The sequence below is a fragment of the Pseudomonas sp. MF4836 genome (genome assembly GCF_002018875.1).
Taxonomy (GTDB): domain Bacteria; phylum Pseudomonadota; class Gammaproteobacteria; order Pseudomonadales; family Pseudomonadaceae; genus Aquipseudomonas.
Genome location: NZ_MVOL01000009.1, coordinates 1 through 19,385, shown reverse-complemented (window position 1 = coordinate 19,385; position 19,385 = coordinate 1). Strand labels below are relative to the sequence as shown.

Sequence of the window (19,385 nt, the reverse complement as noted above, 5' to 3'; positions counted from 1 at the left end):
GCTCCTCAGGCTTCGGCGTTGGCTTTGATCAGGCGGTCGTAGGCGTGCTGGTCCAGCAACTGGCCGACGGCGGCGGCATCGGCGGGAATAAAGCGGAAGAACCAGCCTGCGCCTTGCGGGTCTTCGTTGACCAGCTCCGGGCTGCTGTCCAGGGCCGGATTGGTCTCGACCACTTCCCCGTCCAGTGGCATGTACACGCCGCTGGCGGCTTTTACCGATTCCACGGTGGCGGCTTCGGCGCCTTTGTCGTAGCTCTGCAGCTCCGGCAGTTGCACGAATACCACGTCGCCCAGGGCGTTTTGCGCGAAAGGCGTAATGCCTACGGTGACGCTGCCATCAGCTTCGGTACGCAGCCATTCGTGATCTTCAGTAAAACGCAACTCGCTCATGGAAACTCCTCAGGGGCCAGACTCGTCTGGTGGACGCGATTGAATGCTCTTGCAATGCAGAGCGAATGGCTAAACCCATAGCAAAAACGCGGCCAATGTTTTTTAGTTGTTTAAAATCAATGGCTTGTATGATTTTTCGGAAGAGGGTGTGGGAGCTGCTGTAGCGAAATCGCTACAGCTGGGACGTTTGAAAAAACGCTTTGAGGATCAAAGCCTTGGGCAGCACTGATTGTAGACGCGTGTAGCGAAATCGTTCCGCTGTAGCGCTTTCAGTACAGGTGGAGGTCGTTTTCAGCGGGTTTGCCTGAACGCTCAGGCTTTACCGGGAATGCCGTACTTGCGCAGGCGATGGGCGATGGCAGTGTGGGAAGTCTGCAAGCGGTTGGCCAGTTGTCGGGTCGAGGGGTAATTGAGGTAGAGACCTTCGAGCAGGCTCTTCTCGAACGCTTCGACCGCCTGCTCCAGGCTGCCGACCTCGGAATCGCCCTGGCGCGCCACGGAGGTGCCGGCGATGTCCAGGTCGCCAATGTCCACCAGGTTGCTGTCGCAGATGGCCGCGGCGCGAAAGATCACGTTCTGCAACTGGCGCACGTTGCCCGGCCAGCGGTTGCCCAGCAGGGCCGGGTAGGTGCCGGGGGCCAGGCGGCAGACCGGGCGCTGGATCTGTGCACAGGCCTGCTGCATGAAGTAGCGCGCCAGCAGCAGGATGTCCTGGCCGCGCTCGCGCAGCGGCGGGACTTCGACATTGAGCACGTTCAGGCGATAGAACAGGTCCTCGCGAAAGGTGCCTTCGCTGACCATTTTTTCCAGGTCACGGTGGGTGGCACTGAGGATCCGCACATTGACCTTGACCTCGCGATCGCCCCCTACCCGGCGGAAGCTGCCGTCGTTCAGGAAGCGCAGCAACTTGGCCTGCAGGTAAGGCGACATTTCGCCGATTTCGTCGAGAAACACCGTGCCCTGGTTGGCCAGTTCCATCAGCCCCGGCTTGCCGCCGCGCTGGGCCCCGGTGAACGCGCCGGGGGCGTAACCGAAGAGTTCGCTTTCGGCGAGGTTCTCCGGCAGCGCCGCGCAGTTCAGGGCCAGGAAGGGAGCGCCATGGCGCGCGCTGATGGCATGGCAGGCGCGGGCTACCAGCTCCTTGCCGGTGCCGGTTTCACCCTGGATCAGTAGCGGCGCATCCAGGGCTGCCACGCGTTGGGCGCGGGCCTTGAGGGTGCGGATGGCGGGTGATTCCCCGAGCAGGGCATCAAAACCTTCGGCATGGTCGTGGTGCAGGGCCGACAGGCGCTCGCCGATCCGGTTCGGCTGATACAGTGTCAGCAGCGCGCCGGCGTCGGTGATGGGCGTTGCGTCCAGCAGCAGGGTCTGGCCATTCAAGGTGATTTCCCGCAGGGGCAGGCGAAAGCCTTGCTCCAGCAGGCTGTCGAGCAGCGCCGGGTCGGCGAACAGCTCGGCGACGCTTTCGCCGGCCGGTTCACGGCCATACAGGGCAATCAGCGCCGGGTTGGCCAGCAGCACCTTGCCCGCGCTGTCCAGGGCCAGCACCGGGTCGGTCATGGCCGCCAACAGGGCATCGAGCTGCAAGTGGCGACGCTGGCCGGGGAGGATATCGACCACGGTCACCGCCTGGACCCCACGCACGTTGAACAGCGCATCGCGCAGCTCTTCCAGCACCTGCGGGCTGAGGGTTGGGGCATCGATGTACACGTTGGGTGGAACCATCTCCACCGCATCCAGGTTGAGATTACGCCCGCCGAGCAGGGCCAGGACTTCCTGGGTGATGCCGACGCGGTCGATGAAACTGACGTGGATACGCATGGGGAGGCTGACGGTTCTGCGAAGCGGAGGGTGGCCAGTATGCCTTGGGGGAGGGCCAAGGTGAAATGCGCGCAGCGTGAACAGGGTGGCGAGGGCAGTGGTTCCCTCACCACGGGGAGGGGGTTACGCCAGGTGTTCGGGTTTCACCGGGTCGCCGGGTTTGACCTCCAGTTGCTTGCGTACATCTTCGAACATTTCGTCGTAGTACTTGTGCATCGAGCCGATGCTGGCGATTTTGGGCATCCCGTATTGCTGGGCGATGCGGGTGGCATGGCGGGCGAAGTCGAAGGCCAGGTCCTTGGCCAGGAAGAACTGTTCCTTCAGGGGCTTGTCCTCGATGGTGCCATGCAGGGTGAAGAGCATGCCTTTGCCTTCCTTGGGGTCCTGGGTGACCTCGTAGTCGATGCACAGGTTGTAGCTGTAGTCGTCCTTGTTCAGCGCGTGGCGCTCGATATGCAGGTGACCGGGCTCGAACGTGGCCATGGGCGTCTCTCCTTCAAGGCATTGAAGTAGGGGCAGGCACAGGGCCCGCCCCGAAGTTCTTGTGACTGGCGATTTACTGGTAACTGATACCCGGCTTGGCTGTGCTGATGCGGGTGCCGGCCTTGCCCTGGACGATCGCCTCGATGTCCGAGAGTGAACCGATCACCGCGACTTTTCCAGTGTTGCGGGCGAACTCGCAGGCGGCCTGGACCTTGGGCCCCATGGAGCCGGCAGCGAAGCCCAGCTTCTCGATTTCATCCGGGTGGGCCTGGGCGATGGCTTTCTGGGTCGGCTTGCCGAAGTCGATAAAGGCTGCGTTGACGTCAGTGGCAATCACCAGCAGATCGCTTTCCAGCTGTTCGGCCAGCAGCGCCGAGCACAGGTCCTTGTCGATCACCGCCTCGATGCCCCGCAGCTTGCCGTCCTCGCCGTACATGGTGGGGATTCCGCCGCCGCCGGCACAGATCACGATGCTGCTCTTTTCCAGCAGCCACTTGATCGGGCGAATCTCGAAGATGCGCTTGGGTTTCGGGCTGGCCACCACGCGGCGGAACTTGTCGCCGTCGGGAGCGATGGCCCAGCCTTTTTCGGCGGCGAGTTTCTCCGCCTCGGCTTTGCTGTACACCGGGCCGATGGGCTTGGTCGGGTTCTTGAATGCCGGGTCCTTGGGGTCGACTTCGACCTGGGTCAGCAAAGTGGCGAACGGGACTTCGAAGTCCAGCAGATTGCCCAGTTCCTGTTCGATGATGTAGCCAATCATGCCTTCGGTTTCGGCACCGAGCACATCCAGCGGGTAGGGCGAAACCTGGGTATAGGCCGCTGCCTGCAGCGACAGCAGGCCGACTTGCGGACCATTGCCGTGGGCGATCACCAACTGGTTGCCGGGGTGGATCTTGGCAATCTGTTCGGTGGCGATGCGGATGTTGGCGCGTTGATTGTCCGCGGTCATGGGTTCACCACGGCGGAGCAGGGCGTTACCGCCCAGTGCAACGACGATACGCATAATGCAGTCCTTCTAGAGCTCCCGTGCAGGCGTCGGCAGGGCGGCGCCTGCACGGGAGGGGGGATTACAGATCGGCCAGTGTCGAAACCAGGATCGCCTTGATGGTATGCATGCGGTTTTCCGCTTGCTCGAAGGCGATGCAGGCCGGCGATTCGAAGACGTCGTCGGTGACTTCGATGCCATTGGCCAGGTGCGGATACTGCTCGGCGATCTGCTTGCCAACCTTGGTGTCGCTGTTATGGAACGCAGGCAGGCAGTGCATGAACTTGGTCCGTGGGTTGCCGGTGGCCTTCATCAGCTGGGCATTGACCTGGTACGGCAGCAATTGCTCGATGCGCTCGGCCCAGGCTTCCACCGGCTCGCCCATGGAGACCCAGACGTCGGTGTGGATGAAGTCCACGCCCTTGACCGCGGCTTTCGGGTCTTCGGTGAGGGTGATGCGTGCGCCGCTTTCTTCCGCGTATTTTTTGCAGCGCTCGACCAGGTCGTCATGGGGCCACAGGGCCTTGGGCGCGCAGATGCGCACGTCCATGCCAAGCTTGGCGCCCACCAGCAGCAGCGAGTTGCCCATGTTGTTGCGGGCGTCGCCCAGGTAGGCGTAGCTGATCTCGTGGATCGGCTTGTCGGCGTGTTCACGCATGGTCAGCACGTCGGCGATCATTTGCGTCGGGTGGTATTCGTCGGTCAGCCCGTTGAACACGGGTACGCCGGCGAACTTGGCCAGTTCTTCGACGATTTCCTGCTTGAAGCCGCGGTACTCGATGGCGTCGTACATGCGCCCGAGCACGCGGGCGGTGTCCTTCATGCTTTCCTTGTGGCCGATTTGCGACGAGTTCGGATCGATATAGGTGACGTTCGCGCCCTGGTCATAAGCCGCCACTTCGAAGGCGCAGCGGGTGCGGGTCGAGGTTTTTTCGAAGATCAGCGCAATGTTGTTGCCCTTGAGGTGCTGCTGCTCGGTGCCGGTGTACTTGGCACGCTTGAGGTCGCGGGACAGGTCCAGCAGGTAGCGCAGTTCACGCGGGGTGTGGTGCTCAAGGCTCAGCAGGCTGCGGTTGTGAATGTTAAAAGCCATGATGGATCTCCTTTGGTTTCGGTCGTCCACTTGCCGCGGCTCGGGGTGCGCGCGGCGGCAAGCATGGAAGAAAAATCAGTAGTCGATAGGATCGCGGATGATCGGGCAGGTCATGCAGTGGCCGCCGCCACGGCCACGGCCGAGTTCGCCGGCGCTGATGGTGATCACTTCGACACCGGCCTTGCGCAGCAGGGTGTTGGTGTAGGTGTTGCGGTCGTAACCGATCACCACGCCCGGTTCCAGGGCCACCACGTTATTGCCGTCATCCCACTGCTCGCGTTCGGCGGCGAAGCTGTTGCCGCCGGTTTCCACCACGCGCAGGGCCTTGAGGTTGAGGGCGGCGGCCACGGTGTCGAGGAAGCTGGTTTTTTCCTGCTGGATATCGATGCCACCCGGCTTGCTTTCATCAGGGCGCAGGGTGAAGGCGACGATCTGGTTCACCACTTCCGGGAAGATGGTCACCAGGTCGCGGTCGCAGAAGCTGAACACGGTGTCCAGGTGCATGGCTGCGCGGGATTTCGGCAGGCCGGCAACGATCACCCGTTCCACGGCCTTGTGCTTGAACAGGTTCAGCGCCAGTTGGCCGATGGCCTGGCGCGAGGAACGCTCGCCCATGCCGATCAGGACCACGCCATTGCCGATCGGCATCACGTCGCCGCCTTCCAGGGTGGCGTTGCCGTGTTCCTGGTCCGGATCGCCGTACCAGACCTGGAAGTCGGCATTGGTGAACTCGGGGTGGAATTTGTAGATGGCGCTGGCCAGCAGGGTTTCCTGGCGTCGCGCCGGCCAGTACATCGGGTTCAGGGTCACGCCACCGTAGATCCAGCAGGTGGTGTCACGGGTGAACTGGGTGTTGGGCAGCGGCGGCAGGATAAAGCTGGAGTGGCCGAGGAAATCGCGGAACATTTCGATGGTCTTGCCGCCGAAGCTGCTCGGCAGGTCATCGGCGGAAACCCCGCCGATCAGGAACTCGGCTACCTTGCGCGGCTCCAGGCTGCGCAGCCAGGAGCTGACTTCATTGACCAGGCCGAGGCCGACCTGGTTGGCAGTGATCTTGCGTTCCAGGATCCAGTCCAGGGCTTCGGGGATGGCGACGATATCGGTCAACAGGTTGTGCATTTCCAGCACGTCGATATCGCGCTCGCGCATTTTGGTGACGAAATCGAAGTGGTCGCGCTTGGCTTGGGCGACCCACAGCACATCGTCAAACAGCAATTCGTCGCAGTTGTTCGGGGTCAGCCGCTGATGGGCCAGGCCTGGGGAGCAAACCATGACTTTGCGCAGTTTGCCGGCTTCGGAATGTACGCCGTACTTAGCTTTTACCGTGGTCATTACAGTGTTCCTCCAGTGACATAACATCCAATGTTACGAGCGGGTCTTACAGAGTCAGGAAGCCGTCGTAGAGTCCGTAGGCCGCCACCAGGGCGCCCAGGACCACCGCGGCGAAAATCAGCTTCTCGACGTTGGTGAAAATCGGTTTGCCCAGTTCCAGCTTGGCCTTGGCGAACAGGATCGCGCCGGGGGCATAGAGCAGGGCGGACAGCAGCAGGTATTTGACGCCGCCGGCATAGAGCAGCCAGATCGCATAGATCAGGGCGATGGCGCCGATGAACAGGTCTTTCTTGCGTTCGGCCAGGGCCTGTTCGTAGCTTTCGCCACGCACCGCCAGCAGTACCGCGTAGGCCGCGGACCACAGGTAGGGCACCAGGATCATCGAGGTCGCGAGGTAGATCAGCGACAGGTAGGTACTGGCCGAAAACAGGGTGATGATCAGGAACAGCTGGACCATGGCATTGGTCAGCCACAGCGCATTGACCGGTACGTGGTTGGCGTTTTCCTTGCGCAGGAACTCCGGCATGGTGTGGTCCTTGGCCGCGGCGAACATGATCTCCGCACACAGCAGCACCCACGACAGCAATGCCCCCAGCAGCGAGATGATCAGGCCGACGCTGATCAGCACCGCGCCCCAGTGGCCGACCACATGCTCCAGCACGGCGGCCATCGACGGGTTCTGCAGCTTGGCCAGTTCCGGTTGGGTCATGATCCCCAGGGACAGCACGTTCACCAGGACCAGGAACAGCAGCACGGTGATAAAGCCGATGACCGTGGCCTTGCCCACGTCCGAGCGTTTTTCCGCCCGCGACGAGAAGATGCTCGCGCCCTCGATGCCGATAAATACCCAGACGGTGACCAGCATCATGTTGCGCACCTGGTTCATCACGCTGCCCAGGTCCGGGTTTTTCACGCCCCAGATGTCAGCGGTGAAGATATCCAGGCGGAAGGCGAAGATCGCGATCAACACAAACAGCAGCAATGGCACGACTTTGGCGACCGTGGTCACCAGGTTGATGAACGCCGCTTCCTTGATCCCGCGCAGCACCAGAAAGTGCACGGCCCACAGCAGCACCGAGGCGCCGATCACCGCGGCGGGCGTATTGCCCTCGCCAAAGATCGGGAAGAAGTAACCCAGGGTGCTGAACAGCAACACGAAGTAGCCGACGTTGCCCAGCCAGGCGCTGATCCAGTAGCCCCAGGCCGAGGAAAAACCCATGTAATCGCCGAAACCGGCCTTGGCGTAGGCGTAGACCCCGCCGTCCAGGTCCGGCTTGCGATTGGCCAGGGTCTGGAACACAAAAGCCAGGGTCAACATCCCCACCGCGGTAATGGCCCAACCAATAAGAACTGCACCGACGTCGGCACTGGCGGCCATGTTTTGCGGTAATGAGAAGATCCCGCCGCCAATCATCGAGCCGACTACCAAGGCGACTAGCGCACCTAATCGTAGTTTTCCGGGAGTGTCAGACATTGCATGACTCCAATGCAGGAGAAGAGAGTTGTCAGCGTAGGGCTGATATCATTTTGAATAGCTGACTTAGATCAGTTCATTGCTACATTCCATTGTTTATGAATGACTTAAGGAACATTTCCATATGATCATTGGGCGTCTGGAAAGCGCTTTCCAGAGCCTTCAAGCTGCGTGAACAACAAGACTTCTCATCGGCGACGAGGGTTCAAGCTAGTTCGTTTTGCCGAATGTGCAAATCATGTAACGGTCTTGAAACAGGTCATAATGATGGCACTTAGTACATGGGCTCGATAAAAGCTCCGGTTATTCAGCGCGTTCCACGAGTTGTGATGCCATTTATAGAAAAAGCGATGGTTAATTGACTTACTGAGTCATACGTAAATCTGTAGAAGTTATTTAATTGCGTGTAGCGTTAACGCCGGATGGACTCATGAATGCAGAGGTAGGGATGGCACAACCGGCGCAAAAGCTTCGACTCGGTGCGCTTATTGCCCTGGTGGTGGGGTCGATGATCGGCGGCGGGATTTTCTCGTTGCCGCAGAACATGGCGGCGCGTGCCGATGCCGGTGCGATCCTGATCGGCTGGGCGATCACCGCCGTGGGCATGCTGACCCTGGCCTTCGTCTTCCAGACCCTGGCCAATCGCAAGCCGGAGCTGGATTCCGGGGTCTACGCCTATGCCAAGGCCGGGTTTGGCGATTACATGGGCTTCTCTTCGGCCTGGGGCTACTGGATCAGTGCCTGGATGGGCAACGTCGGCTACTTCGTGCTGCTGTTCAGCACCCTGGGCTACTTCTTCCCGGTGTTCGGCCAGGGCAACACCCCCGTTGCCATTGGCTGTGCCTCGGTGCTGCTGTGGGCGGTGCACTTTTTGGTGCTGCGCGGGATCAAGGAGGCGGCGTTCATCAATCAACTGACCACCGTGGCCAAGATCCTGCCGATCCTGATGTTTATCGTGATCGCCGCCGTGGCGTTCAAGGCCGACGTGTTCACTCGTGATATCTGGGGCCGCAGCAACCCGAATTTCGGCAGCGTGATGGATCAGGTGCGCAGCATGATGCTGGTCACGGTGTTCGTGTTCATCGGCATCGAGGGCGCCAGTGTCTATTCGGCCAAGGCGCAGAAACGCTCCGATGTCGGTCGGGCCACGGTGATCGGTTTTCTCGGGGTGTTGGCGTTGCTGGTGCTGGTCAATGTGCTGTCCCTGGGGATCATGACCCAGCCGGAACTGGCCCAGTTGCAGAACCCGTCCCTGGCGGCGGTGCTGGAGCATATCGTCGGGCCCTGGGGCGCGTTGCTGATCAGCATCGGCCTGGCGGTCTCGCTGTTGGGCGCGTTGCTGTCCTGGGCCTTGTTGTGCGCGGAGATCCTTTACGCCACTGCCCGCGACCGGACCATGCCGGCCTTCCTGAAAAAGGAAAACTCCAACCACGTTCCGGTCAATGCGCTGTGGCTGACCAACTGCATGATCCAGATTTTCCTGGTGATCACGCTGGTCTCGGCCGGTACCTACACCAGCCTGATCTACCTCGCCTCGTCGATGATCCTGGTGCCGTACCTGTGGTCGGCGGCCTATGCGGTGCTGCTTAGCGGCCGCGGTGAAACCTACGAGCAGGCCTCGGCGCAGCGCATGAAGGACCTGTTCATCGGCGCCATCGCCCTGACCTACGCGATCTGGCTGCTGTATGCCGGCGGCCTGAAGTACCTGCTGCTGTCGGCGTTGCTCTATGCGCCGGGGGTGGTGCTGTTCGCCCAGGCCAAACGGGAGCAGGGCGAACCGCTGTTCACCCGATTCGAGAAGCTGATCTTCGCCGCCGTGATCATGGGCGCGGCACTGGCGGCCTACGGCCTGTACAGCGGCCTGCTAAGGCTTTGAATCCTCCCGTCCAGCGCCCTGTGGCGAGTGCCCTGGCTGCCTTTGGGCCGGCCATCACCATTTGGCCCGATGGGACCCCAGCTCACTGGCCGGGAGGGCCCACTGCAACGGCGAGCCGCTGATATGCAACGGCACTTGCAGGCGATGGGCCGGGCCCCAGGGAGTCTGTTCCACCAGCAAGCCCTGGTCCTCGGCTGTTTCCGCGCGTAGCGGCTGCTCGCAGGGGCCTGCGCTGTGCTCCAGCAGTAACTGCGCGGTACGGGCCAGGGACAGGCGCGAACTGCTGCCGGCGCCGGTCTGCAGGCGCTGGTCCAGGGCGCGAATCGCCCTGGCGGCCATCAAATAGCCGGTGGCGTGGTCCAGGGCCTGGACTGGCAGGGGCACGGGCTGGTCGGCGTGCTTCCAGATCATGCCAGCGTCGGCAATCCCGCAGCTCATCTGTACCAGGCTGTCGAAGCCCCGGCGGTTCTGCCAGGGGCCGCTCCAGCCGTAGGCGTTCAGACAGACATCGATCAGCCCCGGGGCCAGGGCCTGGCGTTGCGCCACGCCATAACCGAGGCGTTCCAGGGCGTCGGCGCGGTAACCGTGGAGCAGGATATCGGCCTCCCCGAGCAGGCTTTCGAAGGTGCCGCGGTCGGCCGGGTCCTGCAGATCCAGGCGTGCGCAACGCTTGCCCAGGGTGACCTCCGGGACCACTCCGGGCTCATTCCAGTGCGGCGGGTCGATACGCAGCACATCGGCCCCCAGCCCGGCGAGAAAGCGGCTGGCGATCGGCCCGGCCAGCACCCGGGTCAGGTCCAATACCTTGATCCCGGCCAGCGGCTGGGCCGGGCTTCCCGACCAGGTTCCGAGCGCGGTCGGCGGATTTTCAATCACCGCCACCAAGGGCTCGGTCTGTACCGCCTGCCCCTGGGGATGGGCCTGCCATTGCGCCCAGCTGCGCATCTGCGCCGCACAACCGCCAGCGTCGACCACCGCCTGTTCCAGTTCGGTTTTGCCCCACTGCGCCACTTTGGCCGCCATGGCGCTGCGCTCGCTGACCCGGCCCAGCACCTGTTCGGCAGCCGCCCGGTGATGGGGCGCATTGGTGTGCAGGCGGATCCAGCCGTCCTGGGTCGGGTAATCTCCGGCAACCGGGTCCCACAGCGGTGGCATGTTCCAGCCGATCGGGCGCAGTGACGTGGCGAACCAGAACGACGCCAGGCGTCGGTCGACCCGCAGCGCCGGCAGGCGCCCGGTCTGCCGATGTAGCAACTCGGCCACGGCCTGGCCGGCGCTGGCGATACTGGCGCTGGCCAGATCGGTCACGGCAAAGGCCGAGGGCAGGGCCCCGGTTTCGCTGAAGTCGATGGACGACTGGGGGAGCCCCAGCGCAGCTTGAATGGACGTGAGAATGTCGGTCATGGCAGGCCCTCCAGAGCAGGAGGGGCATTGCACCCCGAAACCGCTGCGGCTGTCGAGAACCCGCTGGCAGAGCCGGCGGTTCCCTCATGACCAACAGCGGTCGGTAGTGCCTGGGGCGGTTACACCCGGAACTGATCCATCAATTTCATCTGGTGTGTCGCCAGCGCGTTCAACTGGCTGCTGACCTTCGCCGACTCAGTGGCCTGCTCGGTCAGGGTTTCGGTCACGCTGCGAATCGCCGAGACATTGCGGTTGACCTCTTCGGCCACGGCGCTTTGCTGTTCGGCGGCGCTGGCGATCTGCAGGTTCATGTCGCTGATGACCGTCACCGCATCGCTGATCTTGCCCAGGGCCTGCACGGCCTGCTGGATCTGGCCGGCGTTGTTGTGGGCCTGGGTCTGGCTCGAGTGCATGGTCGCCACCACGCCACGGGTGCCGTTCTGGATGCGTTCGATCACCTGGCGGATTTCTTCCACCGAGTCCTGGGTGCGTTTGGCCAGGTTGCGCACCTCGTCGGCGACCACCGCGAACCCGCGTCCGCTTTCCCCGGCGCGGGCGGCTTCGATGGCGGCGTTGAGGGCCAGCAGGTTGGTCTGCTCGGCAATGCTGCGGATCACTTCCAGCACCGAGCCGATCTGTTCGCTGTTGACCGCCAGGGCTTCGACCTCGGTCACCGCCTTGCTCACTTCCTCGGCCAGGGTGCTGATATCACGGGTGCTGCGCTCGATGATGGTCATGCCTTCCCGGGCCGACTGGTCGGCGCCGCGTGCCGCGTTGGCTGCGTTGGAAGCGCTGTTGGCAACGTCGTGGGCGGTGGCGCTCATTTCGTTGGAGGCGGTGGCCACCTGGTCGATTTCACGGAACTGCACCTGCATGCCTTCGCTGGTCTGGCGGGCGATGGCCGAAGACTGATCGGCGGTGCCACGGGCGTCGGTGATGCTCTGCTTGATCTGGGCGATGGTCGGCTGCAGCTTGTCGAGGAAACGGTTGAACCAGTTCACCAGTTCGCCCAACTCGTCCTGTTTGCTGTAGTGCAGGCGTTGGGTCAGGTCACCGTCGCCGCTGGCAATGGCCTTGAGCATCTGCGCCACGCTGTTGATCGGCCGGGTCACGCCCGAGGCGCTGAGGCAGATCAGCAACAGGCCCAGCAGGCCGGCGCCGGTGGCCACCAGCAGGGCCTTGAGGGTACCGCTGGCCTGGGCGTCATCGAGCACGGCCTGGAGTTTTATCGAGTCGGCCAGCAGCACCTGCTGTGGCAAGTCGATGGCCACGCCCCAGGGCTTGGCGTCGGCAATCGGGCTCACCGGGTACACGTTGCGGATCAGGTCGCCCTGTTGCAGGGTTTGCGGGCTGTTGCCGTTTAGCAGTTGGAGCACGTCCTTGCCGTCGGCGCCGAGGGTGTCGCCGATGTTCTTGCCGACTTTGCTCGCGTCCGAGCTGTAGGCGGCCAGGACCCCGCTGCCGGAGACGATCAGCATATGCCCGGCACCGTTGAACAGTTCACGCTGGGCGTCAGCGGCAGCGGCTTGCAGGGAGTCCAGGGCGATGTCGACGCCGATCACCCCCAGCACCTTGCCGTCGATGATCAACGGCAGGGAAATGGTGGTCATCAGCATCAACTTGCCGCCGACGGTATCGGCGTAGGGGTCCAGCAGGCAGGTGCGCTTGCCGTCGCGTGGGCAGGTGTACCAGCTGTTGTAGGGCGTACCGCTGAGGCTGAGGGTGGTTTTGCTCAGGTCTTCGTTGGTCATCACCGTGTTCAGCCCGGTGCCGCCGGCGCGGCTCCAGTAGCTGGCAAAGCGCCCGTGCTCGTTGGAGCCCCGGGCCAGGTCATTGGCGAACTCGCTGTCCTTGCCGTCGAGGGCGTCGGGCTCGAAGGCCAGCCAGATGCCCAGCACCTTGGCATTGCGCTCGAATGCGGTCTTCAGGCTCTGGTTCAGTTCTTCACGCAGCGCCGAGGCTTCGAGGGCACGTTTGCCGGCCATGGCCCGCAGATCCTTGACCTGGTCGGCCAGGGCGGTCACTGCCAGCAGGCTGTCGCCGAAACTCCGTTGCAGCCTGACCGCCTGTTCGCCCGCTCTGGATTGCAACAGGTTCTGCACGCTGCCCGTGAGCATCCGGGTGCTGGAGGTGCTGACCAACTGGTTGTTCTGGTTGGTCTGGTAGAGGTTCATGCCAACGATCAACCCGACCACGCCCAGCAGGCACAGTCCGGACAACAGCACGATTTTCAGGCGGATGGAGAGAGAGTCGAGCATGGGGCGATCTCGCGAAGGGACAGGTGATGAGCCTTGAGTCGGATGACTCATGGCGCCAAGTCCATTCAGCGCTATGCCCGGAACATCGGCTTGCGCGGCATTTGCGTGAGACGCAGCCGACGAGCGGTCATCTTCGGCTAGGAAATCTGAGGCAAGGCCTCTGGCCGCGACCAGATCCACAGGTTGCCCAGGCTCATGCCGCCGATGGCCAGGTACATGGTCCAGTGATGATTGAGCAGGGCCAGCATCAGTCCGGCGCACAGCAGCATGCTCAGGGTGGCGCTGACCTTGGCCCGGCGGCTGACGATCTTGCCGTTGCGCCAGTTACTGAGGATGGGGCCGAACAGGCGATGGTTTTCCAGCCAGGCGCTGAGGCGTGGCGAGCTTTTGGTGGCGGCCCAGGCGGCCAGCAGGATGAATTCGGTGGTCGGCAGGCCAGGCACGACGATGGCGATCAGGCCGATGGCCAGGCTGGTGTAGGCCAGCAGGCCGAAGAGCAGGCGCGAGAGCTTCGAGGCGGGTCGGGGGGAGCGGGTCATGGGTTCGCTGGTGAGTGACGAGCAGAGGCTTAATCCTGGGTCGGTTTTCTGAAAAAAGCCATCGCCGGCAAGCTGGCGGCGGCTCAAGCCAGGTACCCAAGTCGCTGAAAGGGGCAAGCCAGCCCTTGTCGGGCCTGGCCTGCCCAGGTTGCGTCAGGCCAGTTCCGGGGCGCTGGCGTAAGCCTGTTCGAGCAGCACGGTGAAGCGGTTGAAGGCATCCAGGGCGCCTTTTTCCGCCGCGGCTTCTTCTTCGGCGCTGAACGTCAGGCCGTCGAGGGTCTTGACGAAGCTCTTCCAGCCTTCGGCACGGCCGCCGGCCGGTTCGCCCAGGTGGCGAGCACCGAAGGTTTCGCTCAGGCCCAGGCCTACGGCGCGCTTGATCAGGAACGCGGCGCCGAGCTTGGAGCCTTCGGAAACGAAGATCCAGCCCAGGGCTTCGGCCTGGCTCGGGTTGCTCACCGCGCCGGCTACCGGTGCCGGGACTTCGGTGTCGAGGTCGGCCAGGTCGGCCTTGGCCGCTTCGGCGCGGCAGCGGGCCGCGAGGTCAGGGACGATTTTGTTCAGTTCGGCATCGTTGTACAGGTCCACCAGTTCCGACTGGAACAGGTACTGCGCAACCACGAAGCGGGCGAAGTTGCCCTGGGTTTCAAACGGCGCGTGGGCCTTGACCAGGGTGTCGAGCTTGGTGTGCGGCTCGTGGGTGATCTGGTTCAGGCGTTGCGAGCGCAGGTGATGAGGCTGGGTAGAATCCTGGGCGGTCATGAAGATGTCCTTGAGAATGAGATGCACTTAAGTGACTAGACGAACAAGAAGACGCGACACAGTAAAAAAACCTCACTGCCCATGAAAAAAAAGGGCAGCGAGGCGCTGGATGGATCAGATATCCCACACCAGATTGACCGAGACGTTGCGCCCGGGAGCGGTCAGGCGGTCGAGGTTGGCGGGGTTGAGCATGCCGGCTTCGCCGACCCCGTCGTAGCCGCGTACGTCGTCCCAGTTCCAGTATTTCTTGTCGGTCAGGTTGTACAGGCCGGCGTTGACGGTGACGTCGTCGGTGACCTTGTAGAAGCCGGTCAGGTCGAGAATGCCGAAGCCCGGGGTCTTGAACTGGCTGCTGCTAGTCAGGCCGTCCGGCGCCTTGAATGCGTTGTCATCCACCCGATCCTTGCGTTTGACCAGGGTCCAGCTGAGCAGGGTGCCGTAGTTGTCCTGGTCGTAGCCCAGGCCAAACACGCCCTTGAGCGGGTTGACGCTGTTGAGTGGCTCGCCGTTGTCGGCGTTGCGCCCGTAGGCGTATGCCACCGAGCCCTGGGTGTAGAGCCCCTGGGGAGCGCCCAGGGCGTCCAGGTTCAGGCGGCCTTTGACTTCCGCGCCCTTGATGGTGGCGTGCTTGATGTTGGCGCTGAGGAACTTGACCTGGTTGTAGCCCGGAGCAATGGCGTCTTCGTTGATGAAGTCGCGGTACTTGTTATAGAACACCGCCACATCGAAGTTGCCGTGCTCGAAGTTGCCGCGCAGGCCGGTTTCCCAGCTCTGGCTTTTCTCCGGCTTCAGGTTCGGGTTCGGCGTGACCGAGTAGCCGAGGCCCGGGTTTTCGAAGCGCCCGTACAAGGCCTTGGCGGTCGGTGTGCGGAAGCCTTCGGCGTACTGGCCGTACCAGGTGTACTGCTCGGTCAGGGCGTAGGTCAGGCCGAACTTGGGCGACAGGCGATGCCAGGTTTTTTCCTTGGCGTCGATTTCGCTGGCACTGCCGCCGGCAGCGACGATGGTATTGATGAACTGATCGGTCACGTGGGGTTTGAGCTGGGTGTAGTCGTAGCGCAGGCTCGGCAGGAAGGTCCAGTCGTTCCAGCGAATCTGGTCCTGGACGAACACGCCGTAGGTGTTGATGGTCGGGTCCGGGAAGTCACTGGATTTGACCAGGCTGTCCGCCGGCATCAGGCTCGGCCCGCCGATGACCGGGCAGTTGGTGGCCACGTTGAGGCAGACGGCGGTGCCGGAGCGGTAACCGGTGACTTTCTGTTGCTTGATGTTGGTGCCGTAGGTCAGCAGGTGCTCGGTATCGGCAATGCTGAACGCCTTGTCCAGCTGGGCGTCGAAGACCCACTGTTTTTCCTGGTACAGGGTGTCGCGGGTGCGGGCCACGCGGCGCCCGGATTGGTAGATCTCATCGGCATGCTGGTCGGTCTTGGCGATCTGGTAGTTCAGGCTCCACTTGATCTTGTCCACCAGCAGGCTGTCGAGGGCAAAGCTGTGCTCCAGGCCGAAACGCTCGCGGGTGACGGTGTCGTTGGCGGTACGGGCGCGATACAGGTTGCTGCCCATGCCGTTGAAGAACAAGCCGCCGACCACGCTGCGCTGATTGCTGTCACGGTCGTCCTTGTACTTTTCGTAGGTCAGGCCCAGGCGCGAATCGTCGTTGTAATTCCAGCCCAGCTTGGCCAGCACGTTGGTGGTGCGCACGGTTTCCGGGTTGGCTTCGGTGCGTTTCAGGCCGGTGCCGCCGGTGCTGCCGTAGGACTCGGTTTCACGGCCGTTGCGCTGGCTCAGGTGCAGCAAACCGTCGAACTCACCGCTGCGCCCGGCGAAGGTGCCGGAGGTCAGCCAGCTGTTGTCGGCGGAGCTGTAGCCGGTTTTCAGGCGTGCGCCCAGGTCCTGGCCGGGTTTGATGATGTCGTCCGGGTCGAGGGTGAAATAGCTCACCGCGCCGCCGATGGCATTGCTGCCGTAGAGCGCCGAGGCCGGGCCGCGCAGGATTTCCACGCGCTTGATGATTTCCGGGTCGACGTAGTTGCGCTGGGTTTCGGCGTAGGGGCCGTTGAAGAAGCTGCTGGGCACTTCGACCCCATCCACCTGGGTCAGGATCCGGTCGCCGTCGATGCCGCGGATGTTGTAGCCGCTGATGCCGCCACCGCGCTTGCCTGCACCACCGACCGATACGCCGGGTTCGTAGCGCGTCAGCTCCTTGATGTTATTCACGTTCTGCCGGTCGAGCTGGGTGCGGTCCTGCACCGTCACCGTGCTCGGCACCGAACTGACGTCCTGTTCCTGGCGGGTCGCACTGATGGTCATCTGCTGCAGGTTGACCACGTCGGCGCCGCTGCGCTTTTCCAGGACGATGGTGTTGTTCCCGAGTTTGCGATAGTTCAGGTTGGTGCCTGCCAGCAGCCGGTCCAGGGCTTTTTCCGGCGGCAGCGAGCCGCGCACACCAGGGGAGGCGACGCCGGCGCCCAGTTCTGCGGGCAGCCCCACCTGCCAGCCGGTGACCGCGGTAAAGGCATTGAGCGCCGAGACCAGGGGTTGCTGGGCAATGGCGAAATGATAATTGCCCATGCTCGAACTGGACTGCGCCGGGGCAGTGGCGGCCATGGCGGGCGTGGCCTGGGCGCCGGCCAGCAGGATCGCGGCGGTCAGCAACGACAGGGTGCAACTTTGCAGGCGGGCAGAGGGAACAGGGGATCGGCTGTTGAGGCGAGAGGACATCGAAAGCGCTCCGGGTCGCACGAATCTTATAGGTGCAGATCAGCATTTAAAATGCGAATCAATTGCATTGGCTATAACGAGACGTACGACCCAAGGCTATCGAGTAAAAATAATTATTCTCAATTGATGATCACCAGCGCCGGGAATTCCGAGAGCCGCGCAGAGGTGATGTGGGCCAGGGATCGCACCACATTCAGGGGCTGGTCGAGGCGGTAATTGCCGGTCACGGCCACATCGGCCAGGCGCGGGTTGTTGTTGACGATCCAGCCCGGGTAATAGCGCCGCAGTTCGGCCAGGACCTGGCTCATCGGGCAGTTTTCGAACACCAGGCGACCTTGGACCCAGGCCAGCTCCTTGTCTGCATCGAGTTTGGCCGGGGGTTCGAAGCCCTGGGGGCCGACGCGCACGCTTTCCCCGGCGGACAGGCGAATGCGCTGGTCGGCATGGGTCGCCCGCAAGTCGATAGCGCCGCGCTGCACCTGGACCTGGGCAATGCCGTCCAGGTAGCGCACGGCAAAGGTGGTATCGCGCACGCTGGCCCGGACCGGGCCGGCCTCCAGCTCCAGGGGCAGGCCGCGGTTGGCCGGGATCTCGAAATAAGCTTCGCCCTGATACAGCCGGGCCACGCGCTGCTGATCGTCGATGTCGCTGGAAAACGCCGAGTTGGTATTGAGCAGCACCTTGGAGCCGTCTTCCAGTTGCAGGCGCTGACGTTCGCCGACCTGGGTTAGGTGGTCGGCCTGCAGGCGCAGGGGCAGATTGCTGAAGCTGAACAGCCCGAGCACCAGTACCGCGGCCGTGGCCAGGGGTTTCCAGTGGGGTCGCAGGCGGGCCAGGCGTGACACCTTGGGTGGGGTGCTGTCGAGGGCGACGGCGGATTGCGCCACGTGCGGGCCGTTCCAGATCGCCTGGGCTTTCTCGAAGGCCTGGGCATTGAGTGCGGAGGCCGCCAGCCATTGCTGGAATTGTCGGGTTTGCTCGGCACTGGGATGGTCCAGCACGATCAGCCAGTCCAGCGCCTGATCCATGGCCAGCTCCTGTGGAGAGGCGCCCGAGGGGTTAGGCGGCTCGGCGCGGTGAGTATCCGTCACGGGTGTTCCTCGGCTGTGTCTGTGCACAGCTGTTTTTTCAAGAGAGAGCGAAAGCCGGGCAAGGTTAGCAAACCCCCGGGGCTGACGCAGTCGTTCCGATCATCAGCTCGGAACCTGGTCACGATCCGCTGTGCTTGGTTCATGGGGCATTAACAAGTGGCTGAGCATCGCTCGCTGGATCGTGAACAGGTTCTAAGACTCACTGTGAGTCCAGGCGTTCGGCGACGCCGATGCAGATGGCCATGATCAGTTTCAATTCCTTTTGCACTGTGCTCAGGGACACCCGCAGTTCTTCGGCGATCTCCTGATAACTGTGACCGTGCAGGCGGCTGAGGATAAAAATCCGCTGCTGGCGCGGGCTGAGCTGATTGAGGCTGAGGTTCAGGCGCTCAAGCAGTTGTTCGGCATGGGCCGCATCCTCTGCGCTGCTGGTGGGGGCGGCGACGTTCTCCACCACTTCCATCGGCACGTCTTCGAGCAGGGTCCTGCCCTGGATGCGGCGCGCGCGCAAGTGGTCCAGAGCCAGGTTGCGCGCGGTCTGGAACACAAAGGGTTCGAGGTGATCGATGGCCCGTTCATTGAGGGCCCGGGTCACACGAAGGTAGGTTTCCTGCAGCAGGTCCTCGGCGGTGCTGTGGTTATCGACCATCCGCTCCAGCGTGCGCAGCAGAGAAATTCGTTGAGTGAGGAAGACATTGTTGAAGCGCGATTGACTCACAGCGGGGCCTGATCCATTTTTTGCAGTTGATGATAATGCTTATCATCTACGTGCTTGGTCAAGTCCTGGGTGAGTTTCAGACTCACCTTATAGCCTCACGCTCGCTCCCCACTCTAGATTCCCGCAGTCAGGCGACAGCCCTGCCGGCCGGTACAAGCCCAGGGCTTTAGAGATCAGGAACTCAGTAACAGGGAGTTATGCATGGCCAGCCAAGCCGATCTGCGCTTTACCTTCAGCATTAACAACGAGTCTTTTGAGGTTGTTGAGTTCACCTTGCATGAAGCGCTGTCCGAGACCTTTCATCTGGCTGTCGAACTGACCAGTGCCAATCCGGCCATCGACTTTGGGCAGGTGCTGGATCGGTCCGCGCTGCTGACCCTCTGGCACGGCGAGACGCCAGTGCGCTATGTGCATGGCGCCGTGTCCTCCTTCGTGCAGC

16 protein-coding genes and 1 pseudogene are annotated in these 19,385 nt (G+C 62.7%); 2 read left to right on the top strand and 15 right to left on the bottom strand.

Annotation, left to right across the window (positions count from 1 at the left end):
• Positions 1–5: 5 nt before the first annotated feature.
• The 7 genes from gcvH to arcD (MF4836_RS20745) form a co-directional block, all read right to left on the bottom strand.
• The gene (gene gcvH, locus MF4836_RS20775; protein ID WP_078471846.1) at positions 6–389 is read right to left on the bottom strand and encodes a glycine cleavage system protein GcvH; all 384 of its coding nucleotides are present in this window, start codon (positions 387–389) and stop codon (positions 6–8) included.
• A gap of 312 nt (positions 390–701) precedes the next feature.
• Positions 702–2,210, bottom strand: coding sequence for a sigma-54-dependent transcriptional regulator (locus tag MF4836_RS20770; RefSeq protein WP_020297278.1), 1,509 nt, complete (start codon positions 2,208–2,210; stop codon positions 702–704).
• 123 nt (positions 2,211–2,333) lie between these two features.
• Complete coding sequence (locus MF4836_RS20765; RefSeq protein ID WP_078471845.1) at positions 2,334–2,693, bottom strand: DUF5064 family protein; 360 nt, start codon at positions 2,691–2,693, stop codon at positions 2,334–2,336.
• A gap of 73 nt (positions 2,694–2,766) precedes the next feature.
• Positions 2,767–3,696, bottom strand: coding sequence for a carbamate kinase (arcC, locus tag MF4836_RS20760; protein WP_078471844.1), 930 nt, complete (start codon positions 3,694–3,696; stop codon positions 2,767–2,769).
• A gap of 64 nt (positions 3,697–3,760) precedes the next feature.
• Positions 3,761–4,771, bottom strand: a complete 1,011-nt coding sequence (locus tag MF4836_RS20755) for an ornithine carbamoyltransferase (RefSeq protein ID WP_078471843.1) — start codon at positions 4,769–4,771, stop codon at positions 3,761–3,763.
• A gap of 75 nt (positions 4,772–4,846) precedes the next feature.
• Positions 4,847–6,103 (bottom strand): arginine deiminase, encoded by a 1,257-nt coding sequence (gene arcA / locus MF4836_RS20750; RefSeq protein WP_020297282.1) that lies wholly within the window; start codon positions 6,101–6,103, stop codon positions 4,847–4,849.
• Positions 6,104–6,149: 46 nt separating this feature from the next.
• Complete coding sequence (arcD, locus tag MF4836_RS20745; RefSeq protein WP_078471842.1) at positions 6,150–7,577, bottom strand: arginine-ornithine antiporter; 1,428 nt, start codon at positions 7,575–7,577, stop codon at positions 6,150–6,152.
• A gap of 448 nt (positions 7,578–8,025) precedes the next feature.
• On the opposite strand from arcD (MF4836_RS20745), the gene arcD (MF4836_RS20740) reads away from it, so the two are divergent.
• Positions 8,026–9,453, top strand: a complete 1,428-nt coding sequence (gene arcD / locus MF4836_RS20740; RefSeq protein ID WP_078471841.1) for an arginine-ornithine antiporter — start codon at positions 8,026–8,028, stop codon at positions 9,451–9,453.
• Positions 9,454–9,507: 54 nt separating this feature from the next.
• On the opposite strand, the gene MF4836_RS20735 is transcribed toward arcD (MF4836_RS20740), so the two are convergent.
• The 8 genes and pseudogenes from MF4836_RS20735 to MF4836_RS20705 form a co-directional block, all read right to left on the bottom strand.
• Positions 9,508–10,857 carry a CoA transferase gene (locus tag MF4836_RS20735; RefSeq protein ID WP_078471840.1) on the bottom strand — a complete coding sequence of 450 codons (1,350 nt, stop codon included), beginning with the start codon at positions 10,855–10,857 and terminating at the stop codon, positions 9,508–9,510.
• Between the two features lie 119 nt (positions 10,858–10,976).
• Positions 10,977–11,732: a methyl-accepting chemotaxis protein gene (locus tag MF4836_RS36175; protein WP_443217373.1), complete on the bottom strand. Its 756-nt coding sequence runs from the start codon at positions 11,730–11,732 to the stop codon at positions 10,977–10,979.
• Between the two features lie 102 nt (positions 11,733–11,834).
• A pseudogene (locus tag MF4836_RS36170) lies at positions 11,835–12,842 on the bottom strand (PDC sensor domain-containing protein); the annotation flags it as partial.
• A 410-nt stretch (positions 12,843–13,252) separates the two neighbouring features.
• Positions 13,253–13,654, bottom strand: a complete 402-nt coding sequence (locus tag MF4836_RS20725; RefSeq protein ID WP_078471838.1) for a YbaN family protein — start codon at positions 13,652–13,654, stop codon at positions 13,253–13,255.
• A gap of 153 nt (positions 13,655–13,807) precedes the next feature.
• Entirely contained in the window at positions 13,808–14,416 is a 609-nt protein-coding gene (locus tag MF4836_RS20720) for a biliverdin-producing heme oxygenase (protein WP_078471837.1), read from the bottom strand.
• Positions 14,417–14,530: 114 nt separating this feature from the next.
• The gene (locus tag MF4836_RS20715; protein WP_078471836.1) at positions 14,531–17,137 is read right to left on the bottom strand and encodes a TonB-dependent receptor; all 2,607 of its coding nucleotides are present in this window, start codon (positions 17,135–17,137) and stop codon (positions 14,531–14,533) included.
• A gap of 119 nt (positions 17,138–17,256) precedes the next feature.
• The gene (locus MF4836_RS20710; RefSeq protein ID WP_078471834.1) at positions 17,257–18,228 is read right to left on the bottom strand and encodes a FecR family protein; all 972 of its coding nucleotides are present in this window, start codon (positions 18,226–18,228) and stop codon (positions 17,257–17,259) included.
• A gap of 199 nt (positions 18,229–18,427) precedes the next feature.
• Positions 18,428–18,946 carry an RNA polymerase sigma factor gene (locus MF4836_RS20705; protein ID WP_020297291.1) on the bottom strand — a complete coding sequence of 173 codons (519 nt, stop codon included), beginning with the start codon at positions 18,944–18,946 and terminating at the stop codon, positions 18,428–18,430.
• Positions 18,947–19,147: 201 nt separating this feature from the next.
• Between MF4836_RS20705 and MF4836_RS20700 the strand changes: the two genes are divergently transcribed.
• The coding region (locus tag MF4836_RS20700; RefSeq protein WP_274522641.1) for a contractile injection system protein, VgrG/Pvc8 family at positions 19,148–19,385 on the top strand (238 nt) is incomplete at its 3' end.